The following is a 23,290-nucleotide window of genomic DNA, read 5'->3' on the forward strand; positions in this document are numbered from 1 at the left end:
CAATGCCTTGTCCAATGGACGAGGCATTATAATTTTCGGCGTTTTTTTTCTGCTTTCAAAAGTGAAAGTTCTCGATTGGTTTGCCCAGCAACAGAAGTATTCTCCTCTGCCCTTCTAATTAAATACGGCATAACATCTTTTACAGGACCAAAAGGAATGTATTTAGCCACGTTATAACCTGCTGCTGCCAAGTTATAACTAATATGGTCACTCATACCATACAATTGCCCAAACCAAACATTGTTATCGCTTTTAGAAATATTAAATTTTTCCATAAGTTCCATGGCGAGATAACAACTTTTTTCGTTATGAGTTCCAATGAATACAGATATCGTATTTAAATTTTCTAAAATGTATTTTAAGGAGTTATTAAAGTTATCATCTGTTGCAAGTTTGCTTTCACAAATTGGAGATGTATATCCCTTTTCCTCTGCTCTATTGCGCTCTTTTTCCATATAAGCACCACGAACAATTTTAATACCCACCTTAAAGCCTTCAGTTTTTGCACGTTGGTGCAACGCTTTGAGATAATCTAAACGGTCCCAACGATAGGTCTGCAATGTATTGTAAACAATAGTATTCTCTTTATTATAGGTGTACATCATATCCTCAACCAAATCGTCAGCAGCATCCTGCATCCAACTTTCCTCACTATCTATTAATACCTCAACATCTTTTTCTTTTGCAAGCTTACAAACAGCATCAAACCTTGCAACAATTCTGTTCCACTCCTCTTGTTCAGCTTCAGTAAAATCTACACCTTCGGTTTTTTTCTGGTAGAGATGGAACCTCCCAAAACCTGTAGGTTTAAAAACAACGATAGGCATGGCTTCTTTTTCATCACAAAAACGGATAATCTTTAATATTTTCTCTAAAGCACTGTCAAACTGATTTTCTGTCTCCTTTCCTTCAACAGAATAATCTAAAACAGAACTAACACCTTTTGAGTACAATTTATCTATAACCGGCAAACAATCGTCTTCACTAACTCCACCACAAAAATGGTCGAATACTGTAGAACGAATTAAACCCTCAACAGGCAAATTGGCTTTTAACGCAAAATTAGTGGCTGCTGTTCCTATACGAACCAAGGGTTGAGAAGAAATCATTTTAAACAGAAAATATGCACGCTCTAATTCGGAATCAGATTTTAATGCAAATGCAGTTCCAGTATCTTCAAATAGTGAGTGGTCTATCATTAGTGAAAATTATATGGATACAAATATATTTAATCCTTATCGTACTTTTTTCTAAAAAAAGAAAGTAATTTTAACAACTTTAATTTTCGCTTATTCATACTATGACGTCTATAAAAACAAAAAACGCTGTAATTCACTTCAATAAAGAAGTATATGTAGAATTAAACAAATATATTAAGGCAACAAAACCTTCAAATATCTTTGTCCTTGTAGATACTAATACCCATGAGGACTGTCTTCCAAGTTTTTTAGCCGAACTAAAATCTGGCGAAATTATCGTTGAAGTTATGGAAATGCCGGAAGGCGAAGACCATAAAACCATAGACATCTGTACAGGTGTTTGGGAAGCATTATCAGATTACAATGCTGATAGAAAAAGCTTAATGATTAACTTAGGAGGTGGTGTAGTTACAGATTTAGGTGGTTTTGTGGCGAGCACTTATATGCGTGGCATCGATTACATTAATATACCTACTTCATTGCTGGCAATGGTAGATGCCTCTGTTGGTGGAAAAACAGGTGTTGACCTAGGTACATTAAAAAATCAGATTGGAGTTATTAGTGAAGCAAGCATGGTGCTCATCGACACAGCTTTCCTGGATACTTTACCTCCTCAACAAATGGTTTCTGGGTATGCTGAAATGCTTAAACATGGTTTAATCTATGATAAAAACTATTGGGAAACCCTACTTAATTTTGAAAAATTAACACTATCGGACTTAGATGATTTGATATATGATTCAGTAGTTATAAAAAATAAAGTAGTTACTGAAGATCCTGGAGAGCAAGGTTTAAGAAAGATTTTAAATTTTGGACACACCCTTGGACATGCCATTGAAAGTTACTTTTTAGGCAACGCTGACAAAACACCGCTTTTGCATGGTGAAGCAATAGCTATTGGTATGATATTAGAAGCATATTTATCCAATAAAACAACTGGTTTGCCTGATAGTGAATTAAAGGCTATAACTGATGGTATTTTAAAAACATTCAACAAAGTTGATATTAGCCTAAATGACCAAAAATTCATTTTCAATCTATTAAAACACGATAAGAAAAATAGCCATGGCATTGTAAAGTTTGTGCTTTTAGAAGCCATTGGCAAGCCAAAAATAGACTGTCAAGTGGAAAATGATTTAATTACTGAGGCTTTTGAATATTATAATTCACAAAATTAGCGTCAACATTACCACAAATTGTGTAGAATTATAAAAAAAGCCCTTAGTACAATAATACTAAGGGCTTTTTTGATATATAAAATTAGTTAGTTATAGTTCGTTGAAAATAGTATGCATCAATCGTTTTTTGTCATTGATACTTTCTTCTAGAGATATCATAGTCTCAGTTCTATAAACTCCATCAATATCATCTAGCATAAAAATAATATCCTTTGCATGCATTGTATCCTTAGCTCTTACCTTACAAAATATATTAAATTTCCCAGTTGTGATATGAGCTACGGTAACATAAGGAATTTGATTAATGCGTTCTAATACAAATTTGGTCTGTGATGTATTTTGAAGAAAAACACCAACATAAGCTATAAAAGAATACCCTAACTTTTTATAATCTAAAGTTAAGGAAGATCCCTTAATGATACCTGCCTCTTCCATTTTTTTAACGCGTACATGAACTGTACCAGCAGAAATCAATAATTTTTTTGCTATATCTGTAAATGGAATACGCGTATTATCAATGAGCATATCCAAAATTTGGTGGTCGATTTCGTCTAATTTAAATTTTGCCATAATTGTATTATTTTTAAACAATACGCAAAATTAAGATAAATTATTCAAGGAATACCTACAAATAGCTAATTTTTTAGTGGTTTCAATGCGATTTTTTCATTATTCACTAAAACGAAATCGATTTCGTAAGTTGTTTTTAGGACAGAATTTTCTACTGATTTTACTATACCTCCTTTTGCATCAATTTCTTTATGACCAAAATGATTTTTTAAATCTGAAATAGATTCAATAACAGGAATAAATGCCACTTTTCCATTAATTAGCTCTTCTCTATATAAAATAGCGATATTTACATTATCATCTATTGCCTCATCAAGTTTCGCATTTCTAATGATAATATCATAAAACCGTTTGTCATTCTCTGGTATAGAAAAATAGTTTTGATAATCAGATTCATCAACACCTTTAGAAATTGCATATAAACCTGTTAAGATTGCCGAAAACATTAAACGTCTCACCTCTTCCCTATTATAGTCATTAGGCAAATGCCCTGCTTCGTACAATAAAGTGGCCACACCAAGGTTCTGAAACGTATCACCAACACAATTGAGATTAAAACCATCATCATAGCGCGCTATACCATTAGGAATTTCCACCTGTAACGCATCATTTATCTTCGAAATAATATGCATAGCAGCCTTTCTGTTTGCGGTTAGAGAACGCTCATTATCTTGTGATGGTGACAAAAACGATAATGTTGATGACACATTACTTTCTCCAACATTATAGATGGTTCGCTGTCCATGAAGATTAAAACAGTAGTCTGGCTTAAAGCTATCAAACACCGATCGCAGCACTTTACTTTCTGGTTGCGAAAGATGCTGTGCATCTCTATTTAAATCAACATCGTTAGCATTTACTCGTGTATAACGCTCAGCACCATCTGGATTTAAAATAGGAATAACCATTAACGTACAAGCTTCCAAAATACTGTTTGGAATGTCATTATTGGTTAAAAAGAGGTTGAAACAATCAAATAATGCCTTAGTCGTTGTGGATTCGTTACCATGCATTTGCGACCATAATAATACTTTGTTTGGACCAGCTCCAAATTCTACACTATAGATAGGACGATTTTCAACTGACTTACCTATTACAGAAACAATAGATTGTGGAAATTTTTCAAGACACTTTTCAATATCTGAATTGGTTATATAGCGACCATATAACGATGATGATTTTACTAACGAATATAAACTATTTAGATGCTCTAACTTCATTGGTGAATTCTATGAGGTTACAAATGTAATCATTTGACATTTTACATTTGTAAACAATAAATTTTAAACAAAATGTTACAATGTTATACAAATGCACTTCTATTTTACTGTACTATTCCACAACATATTGAAAAAAATTCAATAAAGATATTTTTAAAATAATATTACTTTATATATCAGTTAGTTATGTAATTTTAAACAACTAATACTTTAAGTATTTAATAGTGAATATTATAATTTTAACAGCAAATCAAATACTATTGTTTACATTTGTATCGTTATAAATGTGTTTTAAAAGTTTACAATGATAAACTCAGCCAAATTTACCGAACGACTACAAAAAGTCATCGATTTTCACGACGAAACTGCTTCAAGTTTTGCTGAAAAAATTGGTGTACAGCGCTCTAGTATATCTCATATACTTTCTGGCAGAAATAAGCCTAGTTTAGATTTTGTAATGAAGGTACTACACTCCTATCCAGATGTTGAATTGTATTGGTTGCTAAATGGCAAAGGACAGTTTCCTAGCACCCAAAAGATTTCTGACTTACCAGATTCAAATTATTCTAAGCCTGAACCTGAACCAATAAGAAGCAAAAACACCGAAAACACCTCAGAAATAGAAAAAATCGTTATTTTTTATAAAGACGGTACTTTTAAAAGCTACAAACCATAGTTCAAAATCATAATGCTATTCATTATCTTTGTACAAAGCCATAAAATGAAAGCACTTTTAGCAATTTTACTTTGTCTTACATTAGTAAGCTGTTACAACAATGAGCGCAATTGCGCAGACTTTAAGACGGGAGAGTATAAATTCAATTACATTGTTGATGGGGTTGAAAAAACAGCTAGATTTATACGCACAGATAGCTTAAGCATCAATTATTACGATGGAAAGGTAGATTCGTCATCAGTGAGATGGATTAATGATTGTGAATTTATTTTAAAAACATTGAATCCTAAATCCAATGCAGAAAAAGACCCACTGCACATGAAAATATTATCAACTGACGGAACATCTTCCTATTCATTTGAATACAAGCTTACGGTAAAAAAACCTAATAGACCTTTGCGTGTCGAAAAAGGCGTTGCCTATAGAATTAAATAAAAACTATGTTAGAATTTTTGTTCACTTCAGATGCCATTATGGCATTACTCACACTCACATTCCTAGAGATTATCCTAGGAATAGATAACATTGTATTCATCTCTATTGCAGCCAATAAGCTACCTGAACATCAACGCAACAAAGCAACTAATATTGGCTTGGTTCTTGCTATGGTGCAGCGCATTGTACTACTGTTCTTTGTGTCATTTCTAGTTGGCTTAAGCGAGCCTTTTTATAAGTTTGAAAGTAATTGGCTTACTATAGCTGTGAGTTGGCAAGCCATTATTCTATTTGCCGGAGGATTATTCTTAATCTACAAGAGCACCAAGGAAATAAGGGAAAAGGTTGAAACGCCAGCTCATGATAAGAATGCCGTAAAATCTAAAGTTATAAAATCCCTAAACCAAGCGATAACACAAATACTTATTATCGATTTTATTTTTTCTGTAGATTCTATTTTAACAGCAGTTGGCATGACCAACGGCTTACACCCAAACCACAACTACACTCTTGTTTTAATGATTATAGCCGTTATGATATCTATCGCTGTCATGATAGGCTTTGCTAACCCAATCCGTAAGTTCATAGACCGCAACCCAAGTATGCAAGTCCTGGGCTTAGCATTCTTAATTCTTATAGGCTTTATGCTTATTACTGAGGCTGCACACCTATCTCACACGGAATTCTTTGGAAAAACAGTTGGCGCGATACCAAAAGGTTATCTCTATTTTGCAATAGCATTCTCGCTTTTTGTAGAGTTTTTAAATTTTAAAACTGTAAAGAAGAAATCTTAAAATAAGGTTACCTGACCTTTATCATCAACATCCAAATCATCTTCATCATCACTATTTTTTGATGATGAATTAGATTCTGAATTATCCGAATTCTGAGAAGTACTTAAATCTACCGATACAGTTTCTTCATCAACAACATCCAGCTCATCTGCATGAACTTCTTCTGGTGCTTCGTAAGGTAAGGGATCTAACAAACTAATCTGATTTACTTTATCTTTAGTTAATTGATTTCCAAGAGCGTTAATACCTTTTACTGAAATAAATTCTTCAAGATTAACTTCCATGTTAGGCTTACGATCTTTACCACGTTCTTTAGTGAATTCTACATCTGCCATAGGCCTCCAATCTGTAGAAACAATCTCTAATTGCGAGTTAGCATGATCTGAAATAAACGACTCTTCTTTGCCTTCATGCTCTATTAAAAAACGCTTTACATAATAACGTTCTTTTTCGCCATCATAGTAAATTGCTGAAATAGGTTTTTTAGGTATCCATTTTTCCAATACAATCATATCACTATCAAAATGCGTCGTTAATTCTGGAATAATGGTTTTAACCAATCCTGATTGTGTAATGACAAGTATGCGGTCTTCACCTCTAAACTCACCTATTAATTCACCTCTACCATCAACATTTAGTCGTTGCACAGTATCGTCAAACCATATTTTGCGAGGTTTTAGTGTTGAAACACCTTTCTCTTTAAGCTCTACACGTTTTACAGGATGTTTAGTCACCTGATTACCTTTAGATGCTCTACCTTTTATTAGTATATCTGCAAAATCTAAATCCCATTTCAGTTTTTTAATACTTCCTACTTGACGAAGCATAATAGTAACCACTTCGGCTTCACCATTTGGATTTGCAGAAAAATACCAAACTACAGAACCTTTGTTTCCGTTTGTTAAATCATACTCTCTATCTCTAGTGATGCTAGTAACGGCAAAACGTTTTACATAAGAAGGTCCACTTTTACCATCGCGATAAATCATATTGTAAATCGTACGCTTATCTTTTTTCTTGAATACAGCAACGTGGATAATGTTCTTGCCAACAAAAGTCTTAGAATCTACTTTTGTTACCATCATTACACCTTCTTTAGTGAATACAATGATATCGTCTATATCACTACAATCACACACGTATTCGTCGCGCTTTAGTGATGTACCAATAAACCCTTCTTCTCTATTGACATAGAGTTTTGTATTACGTATAACTACTTTTGTAGCATCAACATCTTCAAAAGCTCTTAATTCTGTTTTACGCTCTTTTCCTTGTCCATATTCCTTCTTAAGCCTTTCAAAATAAGCAATAGCATAATCAATAAGGTTTGCCAAATGATGTTTTACCTCAGCTATTTGATCTTCTAATGCATCTATTTTTTGCTGTGCTTTATCAATATCAAATTTTGAAATACGTTTAATTCGAATTTCGGTTAACCTAACGATATCTTCCTCAGTAACCTTACGCTTTAAATGTTTAATATGAGGTTGAAGCCCTTTGTCAATAGCCTTAATAACGCCTTCCCAGGTTTCCTCTTCTTCAATATCACGATAAATCCTTTTCTCTATAAAGATACGCTCAAGTGATGCAAAGTGCCATTGCTCTTCAAATTCACCTAATTTTATTTCAAGTTCTTGCTTTAAAAGCTGAACCGTATTATCTGTTGAACGACGCAACATTTCCGATACACCAACAAAGTAGGGTTTGTTATCTTCAATAACACAACCTAGTGGTGAAATGGATGTTTCGCAGCTGGTAAATGCATATAAGGCATCTATTGTCTTGTCTGGCGACAATCCTGAAGGCAAATGGATTAGTATTTCAACTTCAGCAGCAGTATTGTCTTCAATCTTTTTAATTTTTATTTTCCCTTTATCATTTGCTTTTAAGATTGAATCTATAAGCGATGATGTAGTGGTACCAAATGGAATTTCGGTAATGGTAAGCGTATTTTTATCGTGCTGGGAAATTTTGGCTCTAACCCTTACTTTTCCACCACGCATGCCGTCGTTATAATTAGAAACATCAGCAATACCTGCTGTTGGGAAATCTGGTAACAATGTAAATCGCTTTCCTTTTAAATGCTTAACAGAAGCATCAATAAGCTCAATAAAGTTATGCGGTAAAATTTTAGTTGAAAGTCCAACAGCAATACCTTCACCACCTTGAGCCAGCAGTAATGGAAACATTACAGGTAAATTTACAGGCTCTTTTCTTCTTCCATCGTAAGATGCCTGCCATTCCGTTATTTTTGGGTTGTAAACAACATCTAAAGCAAATTTAGACAACCTTGCTTCGATATATCTAGAAGCTGCGGCTCTATCTCCAGTTAAAATATTTCCCCAGTTTCCTTGCGTGTCTATCAATAAATCTTTTTGCCCAATCTGTACCATGGCATCGGCAATACTCGCATCTCCATGCGGATGATACTGCATCGTATGCCCAACAATATTAGCAACTTTATTGTAGCGACCATCGTCTAAATCTTTCATAGAATGCATAATACGACGCTGCACTGGTTTAAAACCATCTTCAATAGCTGGTACAGCACGTTCTAAGATTACGTAAGATGCATAATCTAAAAACCAATCTTTATACATTCCAGTAACCTTTGTAATTGTTTCTTGGTTACTGTTATCTTCATTTAACATTTCTTCATGTTCTTCTGCCATCTATCCTTCTTTAAGCTTTCTATTTGCTTTTACTGTTTTACTTAATGATTGCTTTACGTATTTCAACTTTTTGCGTTTTAGCAATGTAATATTAAAGCGTTCTTTTGTTTTTCTTCCGTCATAGCCTTTTATTAAAAGCACTAACGACTTATAAAATATGTAGTTTTTTATTTTGAATCCAACGAGCTGTTGCCTCGCAAACTCAACTTTGTTTTCTCTGTAATTAATGTACTCTGTTAGTATAAGCCCTTTATTCAGCACAATTATTTTAGCTCCATCGCTGTCATATTCAAAATATCCAGCCACAGAATGGAATAGCACCAACAGTATGAAAAGTCCTAAAAATATAAAAAAGGTGCTGTCCACAAAAAATTCTAATGACTTAAAAACTGTAGCTAAAAGTATGGCAAATACTACTAGGATAAAATAAATAGATACTACTGTATTTTTTACTTTTCTATTGTCTGTTCTCATATAGTATCCTCAACAATATCAAGTTCAACCTTAAGATTATCTATAATAAACTCTTGTCGCGTTGGTGTGTTTTTACCCATGTAGAAAGATAACAACTCTTCTATGGACATATCTTTATCCAACATTACAGGATCCAGGCGTATATCATCACCTATAAAATGTTTAAATTCATCTGGAGAAATCTCACCAAGTCCTTTAAATCGCGTAATCTCTGGTTTTGGTTTAAGCTTTTCTATGGCTTCAACGCGCTCTTCTTCAGAATAGCAATAAATTGTTTCTTTTTTATTTCTTACTCTAAACAAAGGAGTTTGCAGAATATACAAATGACCTTCTTTTATAACCTCAGGAAAGAACTGCAAAAAGAACGTAATCAACAACAAGCGAATGTGCATACCATCTACATCTGCATCAGTTGCTATCACCACATTGTTATATCTTAAATCTTCTAAGGACTCTTCAATATTTAAAGCAGCTTGTAAAAGATTAAATTCTTCATTTTCATATACAATCTTCTTGCTTAAGCCATAGCAATTTAAAGGTTTTCCTTTTAAGCTAAAAACCGCTTGTGTATTAACGTCACGTGATTTTGTAATACTACCAGAAGCCGAATCTCCCTCTGTAATAAATAACGTTGTTTCAAGATATCTTTCGTTTTTGGTATCACCAAAGTGTACTCTACAATCGCGTAATTTTTTATTATGAAGACTCGCTTTCTTAGCTCTATCTTTTGCTAATTTTCTAATTCCGGATAATTCTTTACGCTCACGCTCTGCCTGTAGGATTTTGCGCTGAATCTTTTCAGCAGCATTAGGGTTTTTATGTAAATAATTATCTAAATGCGTTTTTACAAAATCATTGATATAAGTTCTAACCGTAGGCAAATCACCTCCCATATCTGTAGAACCCAATTTGGTTTTGGTCTGACTCTCAAAAACAGGCTCCATGACTTTTATAGCAATGGCAGACACAACGGATTTTCTAACATCAGAGGCATCGTAATTTTTTCCGTAAAATTCTCTTATAGTTTTTACCAAAGCTTCTCTAAATGCCGCTAAATGCGTTCCTCCTTGTGTGGTATTCTGTCCGTTAACAAACGAATGGTATTCTTCGCTATACTGGGTTTTACTGTGTGTTAATGCTACTTCAATATCATCACCTCTAAGATGAATGATAGGATATAGCAAATCGGATTCATTGATGTTTTCGGCCAAAAGGTCTTTTAAGCCATTTTCACTATAGTACTTTTCGCCATTAAAAACTATGGTCAATCCTGGATTGAGGTAAACATAGTTTTTAAGCATTTTTACAACATACTCATTTCGGTATTTGTAGTTTTTAAAAATGCTACTATCTGGAATAAAACTAACCTTAGTTCCTTTTCTACGTGTTGTTTCCTCTAAAAACTCTTCATCCTTTAGCTCGCCTAATTCAAATTCTGCTGAAGCTGATTTTCCATCACGCGTAGATTCAACTCTAAAATAGGTGGACAACGCATTTACCGCTTTTGTACCAACTCCATTAAGTCCAACAGACTTTTTAAAGGCTTTAGAGTCGTACTTACCACCAGTATTCATCTTAGAAACCACATCAACGACCTTACCAAGCGGAATACCACGTCCATAATCCCTAACAATAACACGCTCGCCTTGTATTGAAATTTCAATGGTCTTACCAGCACCCATTACAAACTCATCAATAGAGTTATCCAGAACTTCTTTTAGAAGAATGTATATACCATCGTCTGGCGACGAGCCATCACCTAACTTTCCGATATACATACCTGGTCGCATTCGGATGTGTTCTTTCCAATCGAGTGAGCGTATATTATCTTCAGTATAGTTTGTTTGTTCTGCCATATAGATTAGGTCGGAATTTTTGATGAAACGCTAATATAACACTATACCTTAAAAAATGAAATACGGTTTACGTAAAGTAATTAACAAGTTATGAGAAGTCAAACTTGAAGTTTTCCGACTATAGCTTTTCATTTTGAATGTTCTAGGGATTCTTGATGGAAATCAATATTACGAGATAAATCAAAGCAGGTTTTTAAATCTGCATTGATTAGTGTATTGATTTCTATTGTTGGTATATCAAGATTAAATAGAAATCAAGTTTACAGATAAACGCTTATACGAATAAACGTTATTACACATTAAACAAGAAATGCATCACATCTCCATCCTTAACAATGTAATTCTTTCCTTCTACACGCATTTTACCAGCTTCTTTTACTTTGGCTTCGCTTCCGTATTGCACATAATCGTCGTAAGCAATGACTTCTGCTCTAATGAAACCTTTTTCAAAATCGGTATGAATAACTCCAGCAGCTTGTGGTGCACTAGCGCCAACACTTACGGTCCAAGCACGCACTTCCTTAACTCCTGCAGTAAAATAGGTTTGTTGATTTAATAACTTGTAAGCCGAACGAATTAATTTTGCCGAACCTGGTTCATCTAAACCTATGTCTGCTAAAAACATTTGGCGTTCTTCATAATCGTCCAATTCGTTGATGTCCGCTTCCGTTCCTACAGCTAAAACTAAAACTTCTGCATTTTCGTCTTTAACAGTTTCTCTTACTTTTTCTACGTAAGCATTACCTGTTGTTGCAGCACCTTCATCTACGTTACACACATACATTACAGGCTTATCGGTAATAAATTGCGAAGGCTTTACATAGTCTGCATAATCTTCATCAGAAAATTCCAAAGCTCTCACCGAAGTACCAGCTTCTAAGCCCTCTTTTATTTTAAGCAACACAGCTTCTTCTTTCTGCGCTTCCTTGTTACCCGTTTTTGCAGCACGCTTTACTTTGTCTAGCTTCTTCTCTACCGTTTCCAAGTCTTTTAATTGCAATTCCATATCAATGGTTTCCTTATCTCTGATAGGATCTACAGAACCATCAACATGTACAATATTATCATTATCAAAACAACGCAATACGTGTAGAATAGCGTCAGTTTCTCTAATATTTGCCAAGAATTGATTGCCTAAACCTTCACCTTTACTTGCTCCTTTTACCAAACCAGCAATATCCACAATTTCTACCGTTGCAGGCATAACACGCTCTGGGTTTACCAATTCTTCTAGTTTTGCCAATCTTGGGTCTGGCACATTCACCACACCAATATTAGGCTCAATGGTACAAAACGGAAAGTTAGCACTTTGCGCTTTGGCATTAGATAAACAGTTAAATAAGGTTGATTTTCCTACGTTTGGTAATCCTACAATTCCAGCTTTCATATTCCTATCCCTAGCCCTTTCCAAAGGAAAGAGAACTCTTAAGGGTAATTAAAATTAAACAATTAAAATCCTATCGTAACCTCCTTGCCTTTGTGAAGGAGTGAGGATGGGATTTTTGCGAGTGCAAATGTAATTAATTAGTGGAATAGTTGAATCATTATTTTTTGAAATGATCTTTCTGTCGCTTAAGCTTATTTTGAAGTATTCTGAAAAGTATTGAAACTAACGAAATTAATCCCTTACACTCCATATTTCATGAATAGGATCTCCTTTACTTGACAATCCTGAGTGATGCCATTTACCATCGATTAATTCATAATTAAATTTTAGACTAAGTCCAACTTTGGCATCATCTCTCGAAAAGAATTCAATATTTTCTACATAATCACCATCGTTGGTAGTATAAGTACCACCTCCAGTGCCCATAAATTGTTTGGTCTCTGTATTATAAGCTATCCATTGAAAACGTGTGCCAGATAAAATTTTCATGGTTTTTCTGGGACGATTGGTATCGCGCTCCTGCGTTTCGCCATTTCTAATTCTACCAGACATTAACCATGCGCCTTGCAATTCTCCAGGTGCACCACTATCTATTCGTTTGTAAGTATGGTCTCCAAAACCCTTTAATTGCTCCTCTGAAACCGTAACATTATAACTAGATGCTGTACCTACAAGTTCAGCATTTTCGGTGTTAAACTCAGTGGTTTGTGTTAAAGTTTCTCCGTCCATATTCCAAGAACCACCTTGGGTATTGATAAATTTATCTGTAGTAGTGTTATACGTACTTATGGCAAGGTAACCATCCGCAAAAATCACAACGCTTTTTATCTGGTCTCCATTTTTAGCTGTGGAAACGGTTTCCCACGCTCCAATAAGACTTTGTGCGTTGACAACAAATGACATTAAAGTAAAAACGAATACTATGCTTAATCTTTTCATAACTTGATTTTTTAAACTTGAAAACATCCTTTAATAGACTTATTATTAGTGGTTTTAGTATTGAATAAGAGCATAACCAAATTTAAATAATTTAAGTTGTATTGGCAATTTGATTTGGAAGGATTTAACATAAAGGACAAGATTGACACTTTGCTCCTTGGTATTAGGTAAATAGTTGAAAATAAGGTTGTTTTAGGCTTGTGCTTATTGGTTTTGGCTATGAGTAGTGCGTGGTTTAGCACTTAACTTTGCAAGTACGCACCAAACTGAAAATCCTCACGGATTTTCAGAAGTAGGCGATAACAAGCAATTACTTATAGCCATTGTTGTGCCTAGTTAATTTCAATGTTATCAAGATTCACTTTTGTCTTCTTTATTTTTTCAACAATTTCTGATTGATTAATATAACCATCAAATAGTTCTAGATAATTTTCAGTAGTTCGAAAGTGAGTTTGTAGTTCTCTGATGTTTCCTGATAGGTTATGAGTATTTATAATGCTATTTATAAAAGCTCCTTTATTACTAAACTTACTTGGTTCATAATTAGTTTTTGATACTATTTCTACTAATTCATATATAGCATTGTTAATGACTTCGTTAGTTACTAGTTTAAAGTCTCCTTCCAACTCGTCATCGATTAGTTTGTAAAGCAGGTAAACTATATATTCTTCACCTACATTCAATAAATTATCAAATTTTGTAGAAAATTCAGAATCTACAGAGTCTTGACTTTTTCTATATTCCGACTTAAAAATTTCTATTAATGAATAAACAAAAAACAATTGACTATAGAAAGGTGAATCAATATCACCTTTTAAGATTTCATATAATTGGTGTTCCGATTTATTTGTTGCTTGAAAAACCTCTTTATACATAAGTTTTGGTGCACTTAATGCAATGTGTGGTGATTCATAAAACGCAGAATACCACAAGGGAATTAAGGATGTGTTGTGAATTGTTTTGGTAAGTGTATCACTATTGTTTACGAATACTTCACCTCGCTTAGTTATATATCCAATCCCTTTATTTTCGAAAAGCTCTTTCGCATAAATGTTGAATTTCTTATTACTAATTTTGTCCCTAAATCCAATTGCACTTTGCGTGTTGGTCGCATCAGTAATTAGTTCAACGAGTTCAGGATCTTCAGTTTCATATAAACGAATAGTAATGTAAACATCATCAAGTATGTTCTCGTCTTTTAAGTATTCTTGATAAAGAATATATGTAGTTTGTAGACCATTAACAATTACAGGATTTTTGGTTGGTAAATTATAAGTTCCTAACTGCGGATTGTAAGGTAAAGTAAACTCATTACAGATAATTGTTATTCCGTTATTTAGGAAAGGAAAATAAACGTTTTTATCACTGTTTATTGTTTCGAGTATTTTTTCATTCGTTAAATTCTTTTTACCTAAAAAGCCCCTGATATTTTCTGCAAATATTTTTTCAAATGTGTCATTTTTCGATTTCTCAAGGTCAAGTAATTCACATAATTGTTTTGCAGGAATTCTGAAAATAGCTGCTTTTACTTGATAAATAGAAAAACTAATTAAACCCTGATTGTCTTTTTTAGAAGTTATATTAGAGTTTTCTGGTTTAAAAACAAAATTGATTTGTTTTCTTTTGTTAAGAGATGTGACTAATCTCCTTATTTTTTTATACAAATCATTAGAATCCCAAATTTCAAATTCATCTTCAATATGAAAATTATCTGTCAACATTTTATTTGAGGCATATTTAGAGTCATCATATTTTCCGTTGTAAACAAAATATTGCTTACAATCTATCATCTTACCAGAAGTAATAATATGGCTAAACCTTTCTATTGATTTGTCAAGTCCTGATATATGCAGTTTATTTGATTTGTTTCCGTTGAAAAATATTTCTCTAAAATCATTTCTAAACTTTTCTATTTGATTTTGTCCAACTTTTTTTGAGTTTTTACATTGAAAAATATGCATTGTATAGTTACCATAATCTTCACTGAAAAAAATTCCATCAATACCTCCGTCTTCGTTCCCTTTAATTAATATGTTGTCATAAACTTCATCAAAACTTCTGTCTAGAATTGCAGAAATGGAAAAAACTTCAAACGCATCATCTAGGTTGATGTTGAATTTTTTAGATATTTTATTTAAATAACTATCGATAAAAAGTTTACAGTTCATATTTTTTTTCTAATTAGGCACAACGTTCATGGATATGAATCCGTTTCAATGATTTATATCCACCGTTACTGAAACTAGTTCAGCACAAGTAAGCGAAGTTAAACTTTTTAAAACAGAAAATCAATACGTAGAACTACGCAATTCATCTAAGGATTGCCTTCATTAGCTTTTTCCTTTTATTCTTTTTTAAACTATTATAGCACTAGTAGTTACTAGAATGTTGCAATATTATGTTACAAAAAATGTATTCTAAAATTATAAAAGTAGGAAAAACACCATCTTAACTGTTTCATATTTAGAAAGATGTAACGCAACCCTTTTGCCTTTTACACATCTTATGAGTATATTAAACCAATTAATCCAATCATAATGAAAAAATCAATCTCACTTCTATTTGCCCTCATTCTTATTGTTGCCTGCTCTAAAGATAAGCCAGATGGTGAGGCTTCTGGAGATTATAGCATCTCAGGAAAGTTTGTAACACCAAACGGTTTAGACGCAGTCTCTAAAGCTAATGTAAAACTGTTTAAAGATGATGTTCTAGTTAAAGAAGCTTTTACTGATAGTGAAGGTAAATTTACACTTAGCGAACTTGCAAAGGACGATTACGAGCTTACCATTTCTAAAGGTGCATTTAGAACCTCTACAATGGTTACACTTGCAGATCTTATTGATGCGTTGACTTTAGATTTGGATAGTATTCCAATTTCAGAATTGCCTTCTATTGCTGTAGTAACAGGTAGTTGGGACCACATTGAAGACGTGCTATACAATATTGGTTTGGTAGATCCTGTAACACAAGAACCACTTTTTGATATCATTGACGGATATGATGTTTCGGATCGTAATTCTAACCACAATCATCATCGTGAAAACGCAACTGCAAATAGAAACAATCCATTCCTACAGCCAAACGTAGATTTTGGATTTGGAGATTTTATTGAGTCACCAGCACTTTTAGCTAATTATGATATTATATTCTTAAACTGTGGACTTAATGAGTCTAAAACAGACTATAGCAACAACCTAACCGATTATGTAAACAATGGTGGATTACTCTATGCTACGGATTGGGCTTACACCTATTTAAATGACATTACAGTTGGTGGCAATCAATACATGAGCTTTTATGACCCTTATAAAAGCGGAAGTTCACTTTCTACTGATGCTCAAATTCTTAATGAAGACCTTATAGACTGGATTGCACTTAACTTTAATATTCAAATTCCAAACGGTACAGTAACCATTGATGAGTTTTTAGGAGGTTGGCAAGTTGTAGATACTTACGACCAAGCTACAGTACTTCCTTGGCTTTACGGACCTGTTGAATATGATGGTATAAGCGAAGACAAGCATTTAGCTTACACGTTTTTACATGGAGATGGCGGAGTATTATATTCTTCATTTCATACTGAAAATAACACAACAGACGCTACAACCGTAGAACGCTTAATGCAATATATGGTGTTTGAATTGGCAGATATGAAAGTACCTGTTGAATAAATTGATTTTTTAAATTACAACAAATAAAAAACCCGAAGTGAAAGCTTCGGGTTTTATGTTTTATAGATTCAGTATTAATGAAGCTCTTCACAATAAAAACCGTGCATACCTAACAATCCCAAAACTGATTCTGGCTGTAGATGGCTGGTTTCTACTCTAAGAATATTATCACAATCATCTAAATCGAAATTAAAGACATCACTTTTCTTCATTAATTTATTTAAAAGTGGATTAAGCTTTCTTACCTCTTCATTATTTGAGATAGACGTCTTAAATACTAATACTGTTTTCATTTATCCTGAATTTATATAATTTAAAAAACTAAAAACTAGTCGCGTACAAAAAACAGTGGTGGCTCAATGCCTAGAGAACGAAGATACACGTAAGCTTGTGCTCTATGGTGTATTTCATTATCAATAAAGTAAGAGATTTGTGAATACACTGTACCTTCGTATTGGCCAAACAATGTAATGGTTTCCTTAAATTGCTCTGGTTTAATTTTTGCCCAAAGCTCATTAATTGCTTCAGTAGCCTCATCCCAAAGTCTTAGAAACGTTTCTTTTTTGTTATCGTGTTTAAAGTCTTCATCAAAGTGCTCCGAAGTACCATGAACAATTTCCTTAAGTCCTGGCTCTGCAATCGCTAAAAGTTCCATTACCATTTTGTAGAAAGGACGCATACCACCAATAGTATGATTAAAAAAAGCCTCTTCTGGAAAAGCCTCAATCGTACGACGCGTTACACGTCTGTGACCTTGCCAATGCTCTAATAATTCTGTTGGCGAAATAATTTGAGATACACTAATGTTTGCTGTAGTTTCCATAATATTTTGATTTATTAATTATTGATACAGCAAATGTAAACGCACCTTGTGACAGCAGTATGTCAGTAGTAATTTTGAATACTACAATTTATTTTAAATCAATTCATTTACAGCGTATTAACCAAATAATTAAAACTCTGTTTTTACCTACTGACAAAGGGTTGTCACCTAGACTTTAGTTCTTTGTAGTAATCAACCAATAGCATTAAAAAAAGTGTAGTGCTATGATGAAACTGAAGAACCATTTAAAAAAACAAATAAATCTTAAATCCTATCTTTGGGAAATATGTTATGCCATTATGAGTACAGACACCATTAAACGATTCGATCGTATTGTTGCTATCCTAGTACAGTTGCAATCTAAGCGTATTGTTAAGGCTCAGGAATTAGCCGACAAATTTGATGTAAGTCTACGTACCATTTACAGAGATGTTAGAACGCTTGAAGCCTCTGGTGTTCCTATTATAAGCGAAGCTGGTGTTGGCTATTCTATAATGGAAGGTTACCGCTTACCTCCTGTAATGTTTACAAGAGAAGAAGCGAGCAGCTTTGTCGCTGCCGAAAAATTAATGCAAAACTATGTGGATAAATCCCTTGGCAGTTACCACGAGTCTGCCATGCTGAAAATAAAATCTGTATTAAGAGGCAGTGAAAAGGATTGGATTTCTACGTTAGAAAATCAAATCACTGTAGATCCTTCGCAGGAATTATTTAATAAAGATTTGCCCAATGCCTTAGAAATTTTGTTTGAAAGCATTGCAGAACGCAAGCAGTTTTACTTAAAATACCATTCCTTACAAAGCGAACATCCTTCTGAGCGACATATAGAACCTGTAGGTTTATATCACGAAAATAATTTTTGGTACCTCTTAGGTTTTTGCCATTACCGAAATGATTACCGACAGTTTAGAACCGACAGGATGCTAGATATTAAAAGAACTGCTATTCCATTTACTAAAACGCATGGTAACTTAGAGGACCATCTAAACAAATCTCAAACTGAATTACCCAAGACTAAGGTTGTGATATTAGTGGATAAATCAGTAGCTAGGTTTATTAGCAACCAAAAAGCAAGGCATGGTTTTATATCAGAAAAAACTATTGGCAATCATGTAGAAATGACTTTTATGACACCTTATGTTAAAGACGGTTTTGCAAGATGGTATATTATGTTTGCTGATTATGCGGAAATCGTTGAACCCGAAAGTTTAAAACAGGACATTAAAGCTATTTTAAAAAGAGCTGCTGAGCGACTTTGAATAAACACCACTTAATTATTTAATATTTCAACCAATTCAATAGCACAACCCCAAGCCACAGTAAATCCTGCACCTCCATGTCCATAATTATGAAAAATATTGGGAAAGTGTTTGTCAAATTCAAAACGTACAGCACTTCTTTTAGGTCTTAAACCTACAATTTCTTCAATAATAGTTGGTGCTTTTTGAGATTGACTAATATTTAAGAAACGCTCTTTTATTAATTCAGTATCGTTAAGATCTACATTGATATTCCAATCATTATCATAATCTGTACCACCAAGAATGCAGTCTTCACTCCTATTAATAATGTAGCTTAAAGCCCCTTTTTTAGTTGAATCTGCATAAGACGGAATATTCATTTTTTTACAACGTAAAATTTGTCCACGCATGGGTTGTAAATCCTTGTCGTTGCATAATTGCTTAGCACCTAAGCCAGTACAGTTAACAACTAACTCATCTAATGCTGCTGCTTCTTGAAGGCTAGTGACTTTTTTTTCTTTAAATACACCTCCATTATCTAAAAAACGTTGAAACAAATAAGGTAAATATAACTGTGGTTCAGCCAGCGGAACGATTGAAACAAAAGCTTTTCGTATACCTTTCGGCAACTCAGAAGATGAAGCTTCTTTAACAGATGCTTTAGGTAACTGATGTACCCAATCTGTATTACTATGATCATTATAGCTAGTAATAAAGGGTATAAAAGCAACTCCATTACCATCTTTTACATCATCTTGATAGGTTTTATAAGCAAGAGCTGCCCATCGATTGGCTTTTTCTTTTGGTTGTATCTCAAAAGGAAACCAAATTGCACCTACTTTATGAGATAAGGTATTTTTAAAACTTTCTTTAGCTACAATGGTTACCTTAAGTTTATTTTCTTGTAGTTTAATCGCAGATGTTAAACCAATAATACCACAACCTATGACTGTAGCAGATTTCATAATTTAACTGCACTTTTTATGGCCTTTCCAGGAAATACTCCAGATTGCATTTCACCATTTTCTATAAGAATTTCACCATTTATAATTACATAATCCATTCCTGTAGATTTCACAAAACCATCACCATAAGTAGCATTATCTCTAACCTCATTAACATCAAAAAGTAACAAATCAGCATAACATCCTTTTTGAATTCTTGCTCTAAGTTTCATATCTGGAACTATAGATTCTATGACTCCAGCTGGCATTATAGTCATTTTCTTAATAGCAGAATTAATGTCTAACAATTTGTCCTCATTCACATATTTCCTAATTGTTTTACAAAAAGTACCAGAAGATCTAGGATGACCAGTTGGTGAATAACCTCCACCATCACTTGCAATCATTGAAACTTCTGATGCCATCACTTTATCAATCCAGCTTTCCTTCATCATGTGTACAATTACAGATCCTCCTTGTTTTCTATAGAATTCGAACGTTTCTGGAGTTAGGCGTTCATTAGTTGCTACCCATTGCAAATCTTCGTAAGTACAACCCAAGCGCTCTTGCCAACCTTCATTAAAAATTGCAGAACCTATTTCTGTGTTTCCAGCTGTATATGGATATAATTCTGTTGTAATTGAAAACCCTAAAGCCTGAGCTTTTTCGATTGCTTCTAAACAAAAATCAACATCCTTCCTTGCCATACTGGTAAGATGACAAATATGCAACTGCGTATTGTTTAATATCGCATCTGAAATAGCTTGTTGAAAAGCAATAGCACCACCTTCTCTAACATGAGAAAAAACTGGGACATTAATTTCACCTGCATAAGCATACACATCTGTAATTTCTTCTATAGATGCATTAGGCAAATAACCAACAGGAATACCAATACCTATAGCTCCGTGAGTAATAGCTTCTTTTAAACGATTCCGAAGATTAATAAACTGGTGTTCTGGTAAAGCTTGTTCAGCAACAGAGTCCTGAAGTTCTTCATAAATAGTCTCATAAACTCGATCACTATTGGCAATAGTCTTATTTCTATAAGCCAGTTGGCAAGCGGAAGCTCCATAATTTAATAAGGCGTTACCTTTTCTAGCTTTATAAAATTGTGCCAAGGTGTCCACACCAATTTCTAACTCTAAAGCCGTTGTAACACCATCAAAAGCCTGATATTCATTTTCTTTATTGGTTTGTCCATGAGCATGAAGGTCAATAAATCCTGGTGATAATATTTTACCTGTGCCATCAATCACTTTTTTACCAATAAGCTTATTCTTACTTATTTCTGCTATTTTATCATTATTAATAGCAACGTTCAGAAAAGCATCTGTTTCAGTTTCAGGATCAATAACTCTAGCGTTTTCTATAACAATATCATAAGTTATCTCTTTATTGTTATGACAAGAAACAATAGAAAAAAGTAATGCAAATAAAATCTGAATTTTAAATCTCGTCATTATTTTTTAGGTTATAAATGTTGTATAAATCTGAATATTAGCTCTTTTTATTTTGAAAATACAAATAGAAAGCCTTTTAAGCGACATAAAAATAAGTTAAAAAAATCGAATTAAATACCTATATGAGAATCAGCAATAAGCATAAAAAAATCCCAAGCTATTAACTTAGGATTTCTGTTTTACTATAAATAAATCGTTGTTTATTCATCAGGATGCATAAAGCGTTGCTTACCAAGTAATTCTTCTTCAGTTTCCACAACATCTTCATCAGGCACGCAACAATCTACTGGACATACTGCAGCACATTGTGGCTCTTCATGAAAACCAACACACTCAGTACATTTATCTGGTACTATATAATAAATTTCGTCACTTATAGGCTCTTGGGCTTCATCTGCATCAACTTCTTTACCGCTTGGTAACACTAATTTTCCTTCCAGGCTTGTTCCATCTTTGTAGCGCCAATCGTCAGCACCTTCGTAAATAGCAGTATTTGGGCATTCTGGCTCACAAGCTCCACAATTAATACATTCGTCTGTGATTATTATTGCCATAGTTTAATTTTTCTTTTTATTGCGTAATTTTGCAATTGCAAAAATAACGCCAAAACCTCGTATAACCAAACCCATTATGGATTTACAGCAAAGAATTAATGCATTCGCAAAATTAGGTCAGTTTTTATCTCAATTTAAAAATGATAACATCATTAAAGACGAATCTGTAATTGCCAATGATTTGTTTTTTGATGGCTTTAAACATCAAATAAAATTGGCCAAAGAACATAACGGTTGGTTTACTCAAAATAATATTTTTTTCAGCTTAGAATCATGGTCTAATTCATTGACAAACAATAACCTTAATCAATGGACTAGCAAGTATAACTTTAACATAAAAAACCCTAAAACCATTGCCATAATCATGGCAGGAAATATTCCCTTAGTTGGTTTTCATGATTTTTTATGTGTACTTATTTCTGGTCATAATGTGTTAGTGAAGCAATCTTCAAACGACAAACACCTGCTTCCCTTTTTGGCAAAGTATATGGAAATTGTGGAGCCAGAGTTTAAAGGCAAAATATCATTTACCGAAGAAAAACTAGAAAACTTTGATGCTGTCATAGCAACAGGTAGCGATAATACAGCACGTTATTTTGAGTACTATTTTAAAGATAAACCATCCATTATTAGAAAGAACAGAAATTCTGTCGCAATCTTAACAGGAAACGAATCAGCAGAACAACTAGAAGCATTATCCGAAGATATCTTTAGATACTACGGCTTGGGTTGCAGAAATGTATCAAAGCTTTTTGTTCCAAAAGACTACAATTTTGATGCCTTCTTTAATGCCATATATAAATGGCACCCAATTATTAATGAAGCCAAATACGCTAATAACTATGATTACAACAAGGCAGTGTATTTAATGAGCGAATTTGATATGCTAGAGAATGGTTTTATGATGGTTAAGGAAGATGAAAGCTATGCCTCGCCTATTGCAACGCTGTTTTATGAATATTATGAAAGCATAGAGGATTTGCAGAAAAAACTCCAGATAGATTCAGATAAGATTCAGTGTATAGTTGCCCATGGATTTTCTAATAATGAAATTAAGTTTGGCGAAACCCAAAAGCCTCAACTTTGGGATTATGCAGATAACGTTGATACTGTTGAATTTTTGTTGAAAATTTAGCCTAAAAATTATCATTTTCGTAACAAATAATACCCAATTAATTAGCACCTTTGTAGCTG

21 protein-coding genes are annotated in these 23,290 nt (G+C 33.5%); 7 read left to right on the forward strand and 14 right to left on the reverse strand.

The window, feature by feature from the left end; translation table 11 throughout:
• Positions 1–26: 26 nt before the first annotated feature.
• Positions 27–1,199 (reverse strand): proline dehydrogenase family protein, encoded by a 1,173-nt coding sequence (locus ACFFGA_RS14240; protein ID WP_386064999.1) that lies wholly within the window; start codon positions 1,197–1,199, stop codon positions 27–29.
• A gap of 101 nt (positions 1,200–1,300) precedes the next feature.
• Here ACFFGA_RS14240 and aroB point away from each other — a divergent pair, with 101 nt between their 5' ends.
• Complete coding sequence (gene aroB / locus ACFFGA_RS14245; protein ID WP_386065000.1) at positions 1,301–2,377, forward strand: 3-dehydroquinate synthase; 1,077 nt, start codon at positions 1,301–1,303, stop codon at positions 2,375–2,377.
• 90 nt (positions 2,378–2,467) lie between these two features.
• Here the strand turns inward: aroB and ACFFGA_RS14250 are convergent, their stop codons facing one another.
• Together ACFFGA_RS14250 and ACFFGA_RS14255 are read right to left on the reverse strand one after the other, a co-directional pair.
• The gene (locus ACFFGA_RS14250) at positions 2,468–2,947 is read right to left on the reverse strand and encodes an Lrp/AsnC family transcriptional regulator (protein WP_386065001.1); all 480 of its coding nucleotides are present in this window, start codon (positions 2,945–2,947) and stop codon (positions 2,468–2,470) included.
• 65 nt (positions 2,948–3,012) lie between these two features.
• Entirely contained in the window at positions 3,013–4,167 is a 1,155-nt protein-coding gene (locus ACFFGA_RS14255) for a M14 family metallopeptidase (RefSeq protein WP_386065002.1), read from the reverse strand.
• 304 nt (positions 4,168–4,471) lie between these two features.
• Between ACFFGA_RS14255 and ACFFGA_RS14260 the strand changes: the two genes are divergently transcribed.
• The 3 genes from ACFFGA_RS14260 to ACFFGA_RS14270 are packed head-to-tail and all read left to right on the forward strand — an operon-like array spanning position 4,472 to position 6,072.
• Positions 4,472–4,843, forward strand: coding sequence for a helix-turn-helix domain-containing protein (locus ACFFGA_RS14260; RefSeq protein WP_386065003.1), 372 nt, complete (start codon positions 4,472–4,474; stop codon positions 4,841–4,843).
• Between the two features lie 45 nt (positions 4,844–4,888).
• Positions 4,889–5,278, forward strand: a complete 390-nt coding sequence (locus ACFFGA_RS14265) for a hypothetical protein (protein ID WP_386065004.1) — start codon at positions 4,889–4,891, stop codon at positions 5,276–5,278.
• Between the two features lie 5 nt (positions 5,279–5,283).
• On the forward strand, positions 5,284–6,072 hold the full coding sequence (locus ACFFGA_RS14270) for a TerC family protein (protein WP_386065005.1): 789 nt from the start codon (positions 5,284–5,286) through the stop codon (positions 6,070–6,072).
• Here the strand turns inward: ACFFGA_RS14270 and ACFFGA_RS14275 are convergent.
• From ACFFGA_RS14275 to ACFFGA_RS14300, 6 genes are all read right to left on the reverse strand, one after another.
• Positions 6,069–8,744, reverse strand: a complete 2,676-nt coding sequence (locus tag ACFFGA_RS14275; RefSeq protein ID WP_386065006.1) for a DNA gyrase/topoisomerase IV subunit A — start codon at positions 8,742–8,744, stop codon at positions 6,069–6,071. The genes ACFFGA_RS14270 and ACFFGA_RS14275 overlap by 4 nt on opposite strands.
• Positions 8,745–9,218, reverse strand: coding sequence for a hypothetical protein (locus ACFFGA_RS14280; RefSeq protein WP_386065007.1), 474 nt, complete (start codon positions 9,216–9,218; stop codon positions 8,745–8,747).
• A complete protein-coding gene (locus ACFFGA_RS14285; protein WP_386065008.1) occupies positions 9,215–11,074 on the reverse strand; it encodes a DNA topoisomerase IV subunit B in 1,860 nt (619 codons plus the stop codon). Before ACFFGA_RS14285 ends, ACFFGA_RS14280 begins: the two co-directional genes overlap by 4 nt.
• 292 nt (positions 11,075–11,366) lie before the next feature.
• Positions 11,367–12,461 carry a redox-regulated ATPase YchF gene (ychF, locus tag ACFFGA_RS14290; protein WP_386065009.1) on the reverse strand — a complete coding sequence of 365 codons (1,095 nt, stop codon included), beginning with the start codon at positions 12,459–12,461 and terminating at the stop codon, positions 11,367–11,369.
• Positions 12,462–12,692: 231 nt separating this feature from the next.
• Positions 12,693–13,400: a DUF4488 domain-containing protein gene (locus tag ACFFGA_RS14295; protein WP_386065010.1), complete on the reverse strand. Its 708-nt coding sequence runs from the start codon at positions 13,398–13,400 to the stop codon at positions 12,693–12,695.
• Positions 13,401–13,732: 332 nt separating this feature from the next.
• On the reverse strand, positions 13,733–15,568 hold the full coding sequence (locus ACFFGA_RS14300) for an AIPR family protein (RefSeq protein ID WP_386065011.1): 1,836 nt from the start codon (positions 15,566–15,568) through the stop codon (positions 13,733–13,735).
• 369 nt (positions 15,569–15,937) lie between these two features.
• Here ACFFGA_RS14300 and ACFFGA_RS14305 point away from each other — a divergent pair, with 369 nt between their 5' ends.
• Positions 15,938–17,071, forward strand: a complete 1,134-nt coding sequence (locus ACFFGA_RS14305; RefSeq protein WP_386065012.1) for a carboxypeptidase-like regulatory domain-containing protein — start codon at positions 15,938–15,940, stop codon at positions 17,069–17,071.
• 74 nt (positions 17,072–17,145) lie between these two features.
• Here the strand turns inward: ACFFGA_RS14305 and ACFFGA_RS14310 are convergent, their stop codons facing one another.
• Both ACFFGA_RS14310 and ACFFGA_RS14315 read right to left on the reverse strand, forming a co-directional pair.
• A complete protein-coding gene (locus ACFFGA_RS14310) occupies positions 17,146–17,364 on the reverse strand; it encodes a hypothetical protein (RefSeq protein ID WP_386065013.1) in 219 nt (72 codons plus the stop codon).
• 35 nt (positions 17,365–17,399) lie between these two features.
• Positions 17,400–17,894 (reverse strand): DinB family protein, encoded by a 495-nt coding sequence (locus ACFFGA_RS14315; RefSeq protein WP_386065014.1) that lies wholly within the window; start codon positions 17,892–17,894, stop codon positions 17,400–17,402.
• Positions 17,895–18,193: 299 nt separating this feature from the next.
• Here ACFFGA_RS14315 and ACFFGA_RS14320 point away from each other — a divergent pair, with 299 nt between their 5' ends.
• A complete protein-coding gene (locus ACFFGA_RS14320; protein ID WP_386065186.1) occupies positions 18,194–19,153 on the forward strand; it encodes a helix-turn-helix transcriptional regulator in 960 nt (319 codons plus the stop codon).
• A gap of 11 nt (positions 19,154–19,164) precedes the next feature.
• Here the strand turns inward: ACFFGA_RS14320 and ACFFGA_RS14325 are convergent, their stop codons facing one another.
• From ACFFGA_RS14325 to ACFFGA_RS14335, 3 genes are all read right to left on the reverse strand, one after another.
• Positions 19,165–20,100: an FAD-dependent oxidoreductase gene (locus ACFFGA_RS14325; RefSeq protein WP_386065015.1), complete on the reverse strand. Its 936-nt coding sequence runs from the start codon at positions 20,098–20,100 to the stop codon at positions 19,165–19,167.
• Positions 20,097–21,542 (reverse strand): amidohydrolase family protein, encoded by a 1,446-nt coding sequence (locus ACFFGA_RS14330; protein WP_386065016.1) that lies wholly within the window; start codon positions 21,540–21,542, stop codon positions 20,097–20,099. The genes ACFFGA_RS14325 and ACFFGA_RS14330 overlap by 4 nt, the downstream gene beginning before the upstream one ends.
• 200 nt (positions 21,543–21,742) lie before the next feature.
• Positions 21,743–22,096, reverse strand: coding sequence for a 4Fe-4S dicluster domain-containing protein (locus ACFFGA_RS14335; RefSeq protein ID WP_386065017.1), 354 nt, complete (start codon positions 22,094–22,096; stop codon positions 21,743–21,745).
• A gap of 76 nt (positions 22,097–22,172) precedes the next feature.
• On the opposite strand from ACFFGA_RS14335, the gene ACFFGA_RS14340 reads away from it, so the two are divergent.
• Positions 22,173–23,231, forward strand: a complete 1,059-nt coding sequence (locus ACFFGA_RS14340; RefSeq protein ID WP_386065018.1) for an acyl-CoA reductase — start codon at positions 22,173–22,175, stop codon at positions 23,229–23,231.
• Positions 23,232–23,290: the final 59 nt, after the last annotated feature.

This window comes from Winogradskyella pulchriflava, assembly GCF_042434315.1.
GTDB classification, from domain to species: Bacteria; Bacteroidota; Bacteroidia; order Flavobacteriales; family Flavobacteriaceae; genus Winogradskyella; species Winogradskyella pulchriflava.

Excerpts from the sequence above, each read along its gene's own strand:
- ACFFGA_RS14300 (WP_386065011.1), bottom strand. The coding sequence starts at position 15,568 with ATGAACTGTAAACTTTTTATCGATAGTTATTTAAATAAAATATCTAAA.
- ACFFGA_RS14280 (WP_386065007.1), bottom strand. The coding sequence starts at position 9,218 with ATGAGAACAGACAATAGAAAAGTAAAAAATACAGTAGTATCTATTTAT.
- ACFFGA_RS14335 (WP_386065017.1), bottom strand. The coding sequence starts at position 22,096 with ATGGCAATAATAATCACAGACGAATGTATTAATTGTGGAGCTTGTGAG.
- ACFFGA_RS14265 (WP_386065004.1), top strand. The coding sequence starts at position 4,889 with ATGAAAGCACTTTTAGCAATTTTACTTTGTCTTACATTAGTAAGCTGT.
- aroB (WP_386065000.1), top strand. The coding sequence starts at position 1,301 with ATGACGTCTATAAAAACAAAAAACGCTGTAATTCACTTCAATAAAGAA.
- ACFFGA_RS14305 (WP_386065012.1), top strand. The coding sequence starts at position 15,938 with ATGAAAAAATCAATCTCACTTCTATTTGCCCTCATTCTTATTGTTGCC.
- ACFFGA_RS14275 (WP_386065006.1), bottom strand. The coding sequence starts at position 8,744 with ATGGCAGAAGAACATGAAGAAATGTTAAATGAAGATAACAGTAACCAA.
- ACFFGA_RS14255 (WP_386065002.1), bottom strand. The coding sequence starts at position 4,167 with ATGAAGTTAGAGCATCTAAATAGTTTATATTCGTTAGTAAAATCATCA.
- ACFFGA_RS14325 (WP_386065015.1), bottom strand. The coding sequence starts at position 20,100 with ATGAAATCTGCTACAGTCATAGGTTGTGGTATTATTGGTTTAACATCT.
- ACFFGA_RS14315 (WP_386065014.1), bottom strand. The coding sequence starts at position 17,894 with ATGGAAACTACAGCAAACATTAGTGTATCTCAAATTATTTCGCCAACA.
- ACFFGA_RS14240 (WP_386064999.1), bottom strand. The coding sequence starts at position 1,199 with ATGATAGACCACTCACTATTTGAAGATACTGGAACTGCATTTGCATTA.
- ychF (WP_386065009.1), bottom strand. The coding sequence starts at position 12,461 with ATGAAAGCTGGAATTGTAGGATTACCAAACGTAGGAAAATCAACCTTA.
- ACFFGA_RS14250 (WP_386065001.1), bottom strand. The coding sequence starts at position 2,947 with ATGGCAAAATTTAAATTAGACGAAATCGACCACCAAATTTTGGATATG.
- ACFFGA_RS14295 (WP_386065010.1), bottom strand. The coding sequence starts at position 13,400 with ATGAAAAGATTAAGCATAGTATTCGTTTTTACTTTAATGTCATTTGTT.
- ACFFGA_RS14320 (WP_386065186.1), top strand. The coding sequence starts at position 18,194 with ATGAGTACAGACACCATTAAACGATTCGATCGTATTGTTGCTATCCTA.
- ACFFGA_RS14285 (WP_386065008.1), bottom strand. The coding sequence starts at position 11,074 with ATGGCAGAACAAACAAACTATACTGAAGATAATATACGCTCACTCGAT.
- ACFFGA_RS14330 (WP_386065016.1), bottom strand. The coding sequence starts at position 21,542 with ATGACGAGATTTAAAATTCAGATTTTATTTGCATTACTTTTTTCTATT.
- ACFFGA_RS14340 (WP_386065018.1), top strand. The coding sequence starts at position 22,173 with ATGGATTTACAGCAAAGAATTAATGCATTCGCAAAATTAGGTCAGTTT.
- ACFFGA_RS14270 (WP_386065005.1), top strand. The coding sequence starts at position 5,284 with ATGTTAGAATTTTTGTTCACTTCAGATGCCATTATGGCATTACTCACA.
- ACFFGA_RS14310 (WP_386065013.1), bottom strand. The coding sequence starts at position 17,364 with ATGAAAACAGTATTAGTATTTAAGACGTCTATCTCAAATAATGAAGAG.
- ACFFGA_RS14260 (WP_386065003.1), top strand. The coding sequence starts at position 4,472 with ATGATAAACTCAGCCAAATTTACCGAACGACTACAAAAAGTCATCGAT.